A 10,972-nucleotide genomic window follows, 5' to 3' on the forward strand; every position below is an offset into this window, starting at 1 on the left:
GCGCCCGGTGCTTGACCAGGGAGCGGGTTGACCACGCAGCTCACGAGGAGTAAGTCAGCGCCGAATGACGCCGCGGTGCAGGACGCTCCGGGGCGTCCCGATCAGACCTCTTCCGGGCGCTTCTTCCGGAACGGGCGGGCCGGGGTGTGCGGGCCGTCCCACACGGTGATGATCCCCCAGGCGACAGCGGCGATCGGCACCGAGAGGACGGCACCGACGATTCCGCCGAGGATCGTCCCCGTGGTCAGGGCGAGCAGGATGACGAGGGCGTGGAGTTTGAGCGAACGAGCCATCACGACGGGCTGCAGGAAGTTGCCCTCGAGTTGATTCACGAGCACGACGATTCCGACGACGATGAGGGCCGCGACAGGGCCGTGCGTGACGAGGGCGACGAGAGCCGCGAGGATCCCGGCGGCCGTCGCACCGACGAGCGGGATGAACGCCGTCAGGAAGACGATCACGGCGAGCGGGATCGCCAGCGGGATCTGAAGGATGGCGAGGCCGATCCCGATGCCGAGGGCGTCGGCGGCCGCGACGATGGACGTCCCGCGGATGTAGCCGCCGAACACGTCGACCGTCTTGTCACCGATGCGGCGGGCCCGCTCGTAGGACTCTCCGGTGAAGGGGCGGAGCAGGAACTCCCAGATGCGCGGTCCGTCTTTGAGGAAGAAGAAGAGCACGACGATCATCAGGGCCAGGCCCGTGAAGAAGCTCGCGGTCGCCGAGACGCCTGCGAGGGCTCCGCGCCCGAAGGAGGCGCTGGTGAGGAACTCTCCGGCGCTCGCCCAGACGTCGTCGAGATCGATCGCCGAGATGTCGAAGGGCAACGTGCCCAGCCACGCCGTCACCTGGGCGATGCCGTCGGTGGTGGATTCGACGAGGTCATCCCACTGGGAGCGAACGGTGAGGACGATCACCCACACGATGCCCCCGAGGATCGCGAGGATGCCGATCAGTGCGATCCACGTCGCCAGGATCGACGGGACTCCCTTGCGTCGCATCAGAGCGACGAGAGGATGGATCGCGGAGGCGAGGATCAGCGCGATCGTGACCGGGATGAAGACCAGCGACAGCTGGGTGATCACCAGGACGCCGACGGCGACGAGCGCGAGCACCGCCAGCGTCTGCAGACTGCGGGTCGCGGCGAGCCCAAGGCCTCTGGACCAGAGGCCGGGCTCTCGGGGCGCTGCGACGCGGTCTGGCAGGGGCTCAGGTCGTCGAAAAAGTCCCAGCACTCGTGTTCTCCCGCTCTTCAGGGATCGCCGCTTCGGCGATCGATGGCCTCGTATGTCTATCCGGGACGCCCGGGGGAAGACAAGCCCCTGGCGTTCGGGTGCACACCCCAGTCTGTCGCGTTCACCGGGCGACACTGCACGCGACGACGCCGTATGGCGCAATTCGCATCGAGTCGTCGCGTAACAGAAGCCCGGTTCGCGACTCTCTATAGATGTGAGGGCGATATGACGCGCGGTCGTGCGTCGTCGTCGGATGAGAGGAGTGCCGCCGATGAGTGTGCTGACCAGGACGCGGTTACGGCATCGATTCCGTGCGGAGGCGATCATGCGGTCGGCGGTCAGGGACTTCGCAACGGTCGGCCTGCCAGTCGACCCGCTCGTCGCTGGCATAGAGCTGGGGGAGGAGGGCGCGTTGGCCGCCCACCTCGATGTCGCCGATCGAACGCTGCGTGTCTGCGCCGAGCAGCATCAGCGGCTCGCTGTCGCAGTCGCGTCGTTCCTGCAGGAGGGCGAGTTCCTCCGCGGGAATCGGTGGCCGACCATTCCCGGGTTGGGTCTGCTCCGGCCGATGGTGCAGGGGGACCGCGCCGTCTGGGCTCTGCCGGACGGGGACGTCCTCTGCGACATCGGCGAGCTGTTCGAGCCCGTTCCGTAAAGCGGACCTGCCGGCTGCGGCACGGCACGGCGCGGCACGGGCGCAACCGCGTGCGGATACAAGAAAACCCGCGATCTCTCGCGGGTTTCGTTGTGGACCTGGGGGGACTCGAACCCCCGACCCCCTGCATGCCATGCAGGTGCGCTACCAGCTGCGCCACAGGCCCAGAACTGCTTCCTGACTGCTCGAAGCAACTTGAACAGAGTACTACACGGATCGCGCGCAACACCAATCGGGGCCTGGCTCCCGGGCGCGTCGCCTTAGGGTGGACGGCATGATGAAGATCACCGCTGTCACTCGAGACGACTTCAAGGAATGGTCCTCGCTCTGGGGCGGCTACCTGACGTTCTACGGAGCGGATATCGCCGACGCTGTCACGAGGCACACTTTCGACCGCATCGTCGGCGACCGCGAGATCCACGGCGCCATCGCGCGTGACGACGCTGGCCACGCGATCGGCATCGTGCACTGGCTCACCCACTCGGCCACGTGGAGCGACGTGGACTACTGCTATCTCGAGGACCTGTTCGTCGCCCCAGAGTCGCGCGGGTCGGGCGCCGGACGGGCGTTGATCGCCCACGTGCGCGACTGGGCGGAGGCGCAGGGCTGCGCCAAGGTCTACTGGCTCACGCAGGAGGGCAACACCACGGCGCGGACGCTCTACGAACGCGTGGCGACGCACACCGGCTACACGCACTACCAGATCGCGCTCTGACAGCGTCGGAACAACCATGCGCCCCCAGGCGTTGACATCACCGTGAGCATCCTGGACAGCGTCGTGATCGGCGCCGGTCAGGCCGGTCTGTCGGCCTCCTTCCATCTGACCCGTCTCGGCATCTCCCACGTCGTGCTCGACTCCGACGCCGAGCCCGGCGGTGCCTGGCGGCATCGGTGGGATGCCCTGACGATGCGCGACGTGCACGGTGTGGCCGAGTTGCCGGACGATGCGCCCCCTCCGCGCGACGCGCAGCGGGCGAACATCGCGGTTCCGGCATACTTCGCCGCATATGAGCGTGAGCATCACCTCCCGGTGGTGCGCCCCGTGCGCGTCGACCGGGTGACGGACGAGGACGGGATCCTCGTGGTGCACGCGGGGGACCGGCAGTGGCGCGCGCGCACGATCGTGAATGCCACGGGCACCTGGACGCATCCGTTCCTGCCGCACTACCCGGGAATGGAGACATTCCTCGGGGAGCAGCTGCACACCGTCGACTACCCGGGGCCCGCGCACTTCGTGGGTAAGAGGGTGCTCGTCGTCGGCGGCGGGGCCTCAGCAGTCCAGTTCCTCGGAGCGCTGGCCCCGCTCACCGACACCCTGTGGGTGACCCGCACGGAGCCTGTCTGGCGAGGTGACGACTTCACCCCGGAAGCCGGGGCGGCGGCGGTGGCTCTCGTCGAGAAACGGGTGGCGCAGGGCCTCCCGCCCCAGAGCGTGGTGAGCGTGACGGGCCTGATGCTGCGGCCGCAGGAACGCGAGGCCGAGCGTCTGGGGGCCTACGCCGCACGTCGCCCGATGTTCGCGCGCATCGAGCCGGACGGCGTCCGCTGGGCCGACGGGTCGTTCGAGCGCGTCGACGTGATCCTGTGGGCGACCGGGTTCCGTCCCGCGATCGCCCACCTCGCGCCGCTGTACCTGCGCAGTGCGGCGGGCGGCATCCAGCTCGACCGCGAAGGACGCGGAACGACTGCGGTGCGGGACCCTCGCATCCAGCTCGTCGGCTACGGTCCGTCCGCGAGCACGATCGGAGCGAACAGGGCGGGGCGCTCGGCGGCGAAGGGCGTGCAGCGCGCGCTGGCCGGGGCATCCGTCCGCACCGTGTGATCAGACGGGATCCTCGGCGCCCATTGCGCGATCCGTCGGCAGGTCCTCGCTACGCTGAGGGCATGATCCGCATCGTCGTCCTGGTCATCTGGCTGCTGCTGTCGGCATGGCTCGTCATCTGGACCGGCGAGGGCCTGTTCGGCATCGATCAGCGCGACTCGATCCTGCCCTTCTCCGGCGAGGACACGCTGGGTGGGCCGATCATCATCGGCGTCGCCTGGGGGCTGATCCTCACCTTCGGAGGCACGATGTCGGGCCTCGGTCGCCGCAAGCGGGTGCGGGGGGAGTCGCAGGTCGGCGTGGGCCGCATCGTCGAGATCTCCCGCACCGGTCTCACCGTCAACGATGTGCCGCAGTACGACCTGTTCATCCGGGTGACGCCGAAATCGGGCGAGGACTTCGTCGGACAGCTGCGGATGCTCGTCGACCCCGGTGATCTCTCCTCTCTCCAGATCGGACAGCCGATCCCCGTGAGGTACAGCGTCACCGACCAGGACACGGTCGAACTCGCCGACGTCACCGATGCGGCTGTGCGCGACGCGTTGCTGCAGTGGCGGATCGATCGCGGGCTCATCGACCCTCGTCTGGTGAAGGCGCGAACGACGGGCACGCAGGTGCCCGCGTCGGTGCTGGCGGTGCGACCGACCGGGCGGCGCCTCGAGGGCCAGAGCGAGCTCGAGCTCAGGGTGCTCATGGCGCCAGAGGGTGCCTCGACGTGGGAGACCGACACGACGGTGTTCGCGTACCCCGAGGCGATCTCGCGTTTCCAGGTCGGCGCGCCGATCTGGGCGTTCTACCGCCGGGAGGATCCGCAGACCGTGGCCGTGACGATCGAGAAGGAAGCCGGACGATGAATATCCTCGACACACTGATCTGGCTTATCAACTTCCCCGCGGCGCATGGATACGCGATGGTGTTCATCGCGGGCTTCTCCATTCTCGGTCTCTTCGCCATGTCCTTCTCAGGTTCGGCGCCCGGAGTGTCGTTGCGGCGTGTCCGCGAGCGCGAAGGGCTGCTCCACGGCGAGGTCGCCACACGGGGGCAGGCGGCGGGCACCGCGCGGCGCATCGTGTTCCGCACCCTCGCCTTCATCATGCTGGCGAACCTCGTGGTCGGCATCCTCAGTCTCACGGGGGTGCCGATCACGCGCGCCTACATCCACGAGCACGGTCAGCCGACGACCGGCACCGTCGACGGCGACTGGGTGACGTTCACGACCCCGAACGGAGTGGAGTACACGATCGAGAGCAACTTCTTCACTCCGGCCGTGTACCCCGATCGTGATGCGTACCTGCCCTCCGGAGAGCCGGTCGTGGTCCGCTACCTCCCCGGGCACCCGCAGGCCTTCGTCATCGACAGCTCGCAGGGCCCTCGCTGACCGCATCCCCGAGCCGGTGTCGACAGAGGCGCGTAGGGTGAAGGCATGTCGCGAATCATCGTCTTCGGCGGCCACGGCCGCATCGCCCTGCTGCTCGCTCCTCTCCTCGTCGCCCGCGGTGATGAGGTCACATCGGTCATCCGCAACCCGGATCACGTCGCCGAGGTCGAAGAGACGGGAGCCCGGGCGCTGGTCGCAGACGTCGAGACCCTCGGCACGGCCGAGCTCGCGGACATCATCCGAGGTCACGACGCCGTGGTCTGGTCAGCGGGTGCCGGCGGCGGATCCGCGGAACGCACCTATGCGGTCGACCGCGATGCCGCGATCCGCACGATGGATGCTTCGGCCGAGGCCGGAACCGGACGCTATGTCATGGTGTCGTGGATCGGCTCGAAAGCCGACCACGGTGTCGCGGAGGACGCGGACTTCTTCCCCTATGCGGACGCGAAGTGGGCGGCCGACGAGCATCTGCGCAGCACCGAACTCGACGGCACGATCCTCGGACCCGGAACCCTCACGTTCGACGAGCCGACCGGCCGCATCGTCCTCGATCCCGAGGGCAAGGGAGAGGTCTCCCGTGCCGACGTGGCGGCCGTGATCGCCGAGTCCGTCGGCAACCCGTCGACCTTCGGTCGCACGATCCGGTTCGGGAACGGCTCCGCCGAGTCGGCTGTGCTGATCGCCGACGCTCTCAGCGCCTGACGCCATGTTCCGGCGACGCGCCTGGGCGGTCGGAGCAGTGGCGGTCGCGGGGCTCTGCGCACTGACGGCCTCTTCGACAGCATCCGCCCAGGTCGCGGGCGTCACCGAGGTGGCAGTCGCGGCGACGGTGCCCATGGTGGCCGCCGATGCAGCCGGGCCTGAGGAGCGCGCCGAGACGCTGGTCGGGCGGATGACGACGGCCGAGCAGGCGGCGAGCATCGTGATGGGGCACATTCCGACGACGGATGCGGCGGCCGTGAACGCCTACATGGCGCAGGGCCTGGGTGGATTCATCCTGATGGGCGCCAACATCCCGGCGACGGATGCCGAGCTCGCGACACTCACCGCATCTCTGACGGTCGACCCCGGGCTTCCTCCGCTCATCGCGATCGACCAGGAGGGCGGCATCGTCTCGCGTCTGCCTGCCGACGACTACGCCGCGTCGACGACTCTGAAGTCGCTGCCTGTCGCCGACACCGCTGCAGCGTTCTCGGCCCGGGCGGCGCTGGTCGCGAAGTCGGGGATCACTGTCGACTTCGGGACGGTCGCGGATGTGACCGCCGATCCGTCGTCGTTCATCTACGGCCGGGCGCTCGGCACGGATCCGCAGTCGTCGGCCGAGAGGGTCGCCGCCGCCACCGCTGCCCAGGAACCCGTCGTGGCGTCGACGCTCAAGCACTTTCCCGGGCACGGTGCGGCTCCGGGCGACTCGCACCATGCGATCCCCTCGACGGCCGAGACGCTCGACGAATGGCGCGCGAAGGATGCCGTGCCGTTCGTGGCCGGTATCGACGCCGGGGCGTCTCTGCTGATGTTCGGCCATCTCGCGTACACGTCGGTGGATCCGGCACCCGCGTCGCTCTCCGCACGGTGGCACGAGATCGCCCGCGACGAACTGGGGTTCGACGGAGTGATCGTCACCGACGACCTCGGGATGCTGCAGTCCTCAGGGCTTCCTGAGTATGCCGACCCGGTGGCCAACGCCATCGCGGCGGTCGCGGCGGGCAACGATCTCGTTCTCATGATCGCCGGGTCGACAGCTGACACGGCGGGGCAGATCGTCGCGGGGATCACCGCGGCGGTCGACTCGGGAACGCTCCCGGCCGAACGGCTCTCCGACGCCGCGACAAGGGTGATGGCGCTCAGGCTGCAGTCCAGTGCGGCGAGCGCTGAGTGGACGCTGTGCGCGGAGTGCGAGCCCGCCGGCTGACGTCAGGCGCTGACTGCCACGGGATGGGCTGAGCCGAGCCAGGCCTGCAGGAGCTCGGCGCGAAGGCGCGTGCCGCGCACGGCGAACCCGCGCTGCTGTCGCACGTACTCGGCTTTGCCTTCGGCGGTTTCGATGGGCACCGGCACCACCTCCCAGGCGGACAGATCGTAGGGGGCGGCCTGCATGTCGAGCAGCCGGATGTCGCGAGCGAGCTCGAACGCGTCGAGGAGCAGCTCCCCGGGGACGAGGGGACCGAGCTTCAGAGCCCATTTGTACAGGTCCATACCGGCGTGCAGGCAGCCGGGCTGCTCGAACAGGGGCTGATCTTCGCGTGTCAGCTCGGTGCGGTTGCGGGGTACGGCCTCGGGCGTGAAGAAGCGGAACGCGTCGAAATGCGTGCACCGCAGGTCGTGGTTCTCTACGACCGCGTCCGTGGCGGCCTGTCCGAGCCGCAGGGGAACGGGATGCCGGTGCTCGTCGGCCCGGTACACCATTGCCCACTCGTGCAGACCGAAGCAGCCGAACTGTCCGGGGCGCGAGGCGGTGCGCCGCAGCATCCGCTCGATGAGGGCTGCGAGTTCGGACTTCTCATTCGCGAACATCGAGGCATCCGGGATCGCGCTGTCGGCGTCGGCACCGGGGGAGTACCAGCGCCAGCTCAGCCGCTCGGCGGCCTGCTCGAGCTGCACGCCTGCACCGGGGTGCCACCGCCGCAGCTGGGCGGGCTTGTAGTTGTAGTACGTGAAGAGGAAGTCCCAGACCGGGTGCTTCTCGCGCCGGGATGCTCGCTCCCGGTGCGCTGAGGTGAGAGCATCCGCCCGAAGCAGGTGCGCGTGCTCACGCTCCAGCCACTCGTGTCGGGGGAGAGAGACGGTCATGTCAGCGGAGGATGCCGGCTTCGCCGAGCAGATCGCGCAGCCCTGCGCCGTCCTCGGCGCTCACCCAGGGGGCGACGTCTTCGGAGTGCGGCTCGTGGCCAGCGCGTCCACCGGCGAGCACGGCCTCGGCGGGCAGCAGGCGACGGATCGCGACACCGGCCACCGAGTCGGGATGCTCGTCCATGAACTCCGAGTAGATCGACTCGTCGTGCTGCCCGTCGTCGCCGATGAGCAGCCACTTGACGTGCGGGAACTCCGACGCGAGGCGTCGCAGGTTGGTGAGTTTGTGCTCGCGTCCGCTGCGGAACCAGCGGTCGTGCGTGGGGCCCCAGTCGGTGAGGAGCATGGAGCCTGCCGGGAACAGGTGGCGTCCGAGGAAGCGACGGAGCGTCGGGGCGACGTTCCATGCTCCGGTGGAGAGGTAGATCATCGGGGCGCCGGGGTGCTCGCGCAGCACCTGGTCGAGGAGCACGGCCATACCGGGAACCGGGATGCGGGCGTGTTCGTCGACGACGAAGGAGTTCCAGGCGGCGATGAAAGGACGAGGGAGGGCCGTCACCATGACGGTGTCGTCGACATCAGAGACGATTCCGAAGTGCGTCGACGCCGCGACGATGAACGCCGTGGCCTCGACGGGCTCCTGCCCCTCGACGGAGAAGGTGAACGTCTGCCATCCGGGCTCGAGATCCACGTGGACCACAGAGTCGATCACACCGCCGCGGTCGGCGACGACGTCGTGCACCGAATCGCCGATCCGCACGGCCACCTTCGCGAAGCTGACAGGGATCCCGACGAAGCTCCGCCAGCCGCGCACGCTCGCCGGTTCTCCGTCTTTCGTGCTGCGCTGCGGCGGCACGATCAGCACGCGTCCCACGACGCGCACCCATCCGGGGCCGCCGTAGCCGGGGAACGGAAGGATGGTCGCGGTGCGACCGCGACGGCGCGCTCGCTTCTCACGCCACACGTGGAGGCGGTGTTCGAGACGCGCGAACCAGTGGATCCGGGGCGCCGGGGGTGACGAAGCCATTGCTTCAGTCTTTCACGTCGGTCGCGTCCTCCGTGTCGGAGATGTCGAGGTGACGCGCCTCGAGCCGGGAGAGGACCTTCTTGGCGACGAAGACCGCGAGCAGGAACAGGGCGATGATGCCCACGAAGATGTAGCCCGCGTAGTGCACGCGGTCGGCGAGCTCGTCGAAGCTCCCGGCGGCGAGAGACGTGATGCTCACGTATGCCGTCGCCCAGATCAGGCAGGCAGGCGCCGTCCACGCGAGGAAGCGGCGATACGAGTAGTGGCTCATGCCCACAGTGAGGGGGACGAGCGAATGCAGCACGGGGAGGAATCGCGAGAGGAAGATGGCGATGCCGCCTCGGCGGGCGAGATACCGCTCGGCGCGTATCCAGTTCGCCTCACCGACCCGACGCCCGACCCAGGATGCGCGGATGTGCGGACCGATCCAGCGTCCCAGCCAGAACCCTATGCTCTCGCCGATCAGAGCACCGACCACGACGGCGATGACCATCGCCACCGCCTCGGGCAGGCTGGTGATGCCGATCGATGCGACGAGGACGACCGTGTCGCCGGGGAACACCAGGCCGATGAGGACGCTGGTCTCCAGCAGGACTGCGAACCCGGCCACGAGAGTCCGAGCGACCGGGTCGATCGATCGCATGAACTCGATCAGCCACGGCACCAGGTCGTCCACCCCTTGAGAATACGGGAGACGCCGCGGCCTAGGCTGAGAACGTGCCTGAACGTCTGAGCACCCGCGTCCTGGCGGACGGGGTGGACCCCGCAGCGCTCTTCCTCGCGCTCGAGCGGGTGGAGGCGGACGTCTTCTGGCTCGACGCCGGTGCATCCGCATCCGAGGGGTGGAGTTTCATCGGAACGGGCGAGCCGTCCGCGTTCCCCGAAGATGTTCGGCTGGATGCCTCCGCGGCGGACCGGTCTGCCGCGGTCGGAGATGTCGCGCATCCTCCGCTGCGAGGCGGCTGGGTCGGCTGGTACGACTACGAGACCGGTGCCCGAACCGCGGGTGCCCCGGCATCCGAACCCGACCAGTCCGCAGGAGGCGCCTGGGTACGCATCACCCGCTTCGCCGCCTTCGACCACTCGACAGGGCGCATCTGGGCCTGCGCAGCGGAGGCGGATCTGGACGAATGGGCGGCGTTCGTCACGGAGCAGGGCTCCACGGACCTGCAGGACGCCTCCGCGCTCGCCGCGGAACCGCGACGAGTGGACGCCAGACACACTCCGGACGAATACGCGGCCATCATCGAACGGTGTCGCGAACTGATCCGAGCGGGGATCGCCTACCAGCTCTGTCTGACCACCCGGTTCACGGTTCCCGGGGAGCACGATCCCGTATCCGTCTACCGTCGGCTGAGATCCGCGACGCCCGCGCACCACGGAGGTTTCGTGAGGATCGGCGGACGCGCCCTGCTCAGCGCGAGCCCGGAGCAGTTCCTGCACGCCGACGGCGGAATCATCCGCACCCGTCCCATCAAGGGGACGCGACCGCGCAGTGACGACCCGGAGCAGGATGCCGCGCTCGCCGCGGAGCTCGCGACAGACGTCAAGGAGCGCGCCGAGAACGTCATGATCGTCGATCTCATGCGCAACGACCTCTCACGGGTGTGCGAGCCGGGGTCGATCCGCGTCGACGCGCTGTGGGCGGTCGAGAGCTATCCGGCCGTCCACCAGCTCGTCAGCACCGTGAGCGGCACGGCGGCAGTCGGCACCACGGCGGGCGCGCTGTTCGCGGCCTCCTTCCCCGCCGGGAGCATGACCGGCGCCCCCAAGCTGTCGGCGATGACCCGGCTGCACGAACTCGAGGGCGGGCCCCGAGGGGTCTATGCCGGATGCTTCGGATACATCGGCGACGACGGCTCGCTCGATCTGGCGATGGTCATCCGCAGCATCGTCATCGACGCGGGGAGCGCGGTGATCGGAGCGGGCGGCGGGATCACGTGGCGCTCGGTCGCGGCATCCGAGGTCTCAGAGGTGGCGACCAAGGCGCGAGCACCCCTTGCGGCCCTCGGCGCGGAAATGCCTGCGGCCTGGGCTTCCGATATCCTGAACTGATCCCCTTTTC

General features: G+C 68.8%; 12 protein-coding genes and 1 tRNA gene. 8 read left to right on the forward strand and 5 right to left on the reverse strand.

Annotated features, from left to right (window positions below; all coding sequences use genetic code 11):
• Window positions 1–101 precede the first annotated feature (101 nt).
• Window positions 102–1,232: an AI-2E family transporter gene (locus tag ACQ4LY_RS13135; RefSeq protein ID WP_431075683.1), complete on the reverse strand. Its 1,131-nt coding sequence runs from the start codon at window positions 1,230–1,232 to the stop codon at window positions 102–104.
• A 328-nt stretch (window positions 1,233–1,560) separates the two neighbouring features.
• On the opposite strand from ACQ4LY_RS13135, the gene ACQ4LY_RS13140 reads away from it, so the two are divergent.
• Window positions 1,561–1,890 (forward strand): hypothetical protein, encoded by a 330-nt coding sequence (locus ACQ4LY_RS13140; RefSeq protein ID WP_431072144.1) that lies wholly within the window; start codon window positions 1,561–1,563, stop codon window positions 1,888–1,890.
• A 93-nt stretch (window positions 1,891–1,983) separates the two neighbouring features.
• On the opposite strand, the gene ACQ4LY_RS13145 is transcribed toward ACQ4LY_RS13140, so the two are convergent.
• Window positions 1,984–2,056 (reverse strand) — tRNA-Ala (locus ACQ4LY_RS13145).
• A gap of 108 nt (window positions 2,057–2,164) precedes the next feature.
• On the opposite strand from ACQ4LY_RS13145, the gene ACQ4LY_RS13150 reads away from it, so the two are divergent.
• The 6 genes from ACQ4LY_RS13150 to ACQ4LY_RS13175 all read left to right on the forward strand — a co-directional run bounded on the left by ACQ4LY_RS13150 (window position 2,165) and on the right by ACQ4LY_RS13175 (window position 7,002).
• Window positions 2,165–2,605, forward strand: a complete 441-nt coding sequence (locus tag ACQ4LY_RS13150; protein WP_431072146.1) for a GNAT family N-acetyltransferase — start codon at window positions 2,165–2,167, stop codon at window positions 2,603–2,605.
• Between the two features lie 42 nt (window positions 2,606–2,647).
• Window positions 2,648–3,712 (forward strand): NAD(P)-binding domain-containing protein, encoded by a 1,065-nt coding sequence (locus tag ACQ4LY_RS13155; protein WP_431072148.1) that lies wholly within the window; start codon window positions 2,648–2,650, stop codon window positions 3,710–3,712.
• A gap of 62 nt (window positions 3,713–3,774) precedes the next feature.
• Window positions 3,775–4,566, forward strand: a complete 792-nt coding sequence (locus ACQ4LY_RS13160; protein WP_431072150.1) for a hypothetical protein — start codon at window positions 3,775–3,777, stop codon at window positions 4,564–4,566.
• Window positions 4,563–5,090 carry a hypothetical protein gene (locus tag ACQ4LY_RS13165; RefSeq protein WP_431072152.1) on the forward strand — a complete coding sequence of 176 codons (528 nt, stop codon included), beginning with the start codon at window positions 4,563–4,565 and terminating at the stop codon, window positions 5,088–5,090. The genes ACQ4LY_RS13160 and ACQ4LY_RS13165 overlap by 4 nt, the downstream gene beginning before the upstream one ends.
• A 45-nt stretch (window positions 5,091–5,135) precedes the next feature.
• Complete coding sequence (locus ACQ4LY_RS13170) at window positions 5,136–5,792, forward strand: SDR family oxidoreductase (protein WP_431072154.1); 657 nt, start codon at window positions 5,136–5,138, stop codon at window positions 5,790–5,792.
• 4 nt (window positions 5,793–5,796) lie between these two features.
• The gene (locus ACQ4LY_RS13175; protein ID WP_431072156.1) at window positions 5,797–7,002 is read left to right on the forward strand and encodes a glycoside hydrolase family 3 N-terminal domain-containing protein; all 1,206 of its coding nucleotides are present in this window, start codon (window positions 5,797–5,799) and stop codon (window positions 7,000–7,002) included.
• Between the two features lie 2 nt (window positions 7,003–7,004).
• Here ACQ4LY_RS13175 and ACQ4LY_RS13180 read toward each other — a convergent pair whose 3' ends face one another.
• The 3 genes from ACQ4LY_RS13180 to ACQ4LY_RS13190 are packed head-to-tail and all read right to left on the reverse strand — an operon-like array spanning window position 7,005 to window position 9,583.
• Window positions 7,005–7,880 carry a 3-methyladenine DNA glycosylase gene (locus ACQ4LY_RS13180; protein WP_431072158.1) on the reverse strand — a complete coding sequence of 292 codons (876 nt, stop codon included), beginning with the start codon at window positions 7,878–7,880 and terminating at the stop codon, window positions 7,005–7,007.
• Between the two features lies 1 nt (window position 7,881).
• Window positions 7,882–8,907: an App1 family protein gene (locus ACQ4LY_RS13185; RefSeq protein WP_431072160.1), complete on the reverse strand. Its 1,026-nt coding sequence runs from the start codon at window positions 8,905–8,907 to the stop codon at window positions 7,882–7,884.
• A gap of 4 nt (window positions 8,908–8,911) precedes the next feature.
• The gene (locus ACQ4LY_RS13190) at window positions 8,912–9,583 is read right to left on the reverse strand and encodes a DedA family protein (protein WP_431072162.1); all 672 of its coding nucleotides are present in this window, start codon (window positions 9,581–9,583) and stop codon (window positions 8,912–8,914) included.
• A gap of 41 nt (window positions 9,584–9,624) precedes the next feature.
• Here ACQ4LY_RS13190 and ACQ4LY_RS13195 point away from each other — a divergent pair, with 41 nt between their 5' ends.
• Entirely contained in the window at window positions 9,625–10,962 is a 1,338-nt protein-coding gene (locus ACQ4LY_RS13195) for an anthranilate synthase component I family protein (RefSeq protein ID WP_431072164.1), read from the forward strand.
• Window positions 10,963–10,972: the final 10 nt, after the last annotated feature.

Origin of the sequence: Microbacterium phyllosphaerae, assembly GCF_050628115.1 — a bacterium.
GTDB classification, from domain to species: Bacteria; Actinomycetota; Actinomycetes; order Actinomycetales; family Microbacteriaceae; genus Microbacterium; species Microbacterium phyllosphaerae_A.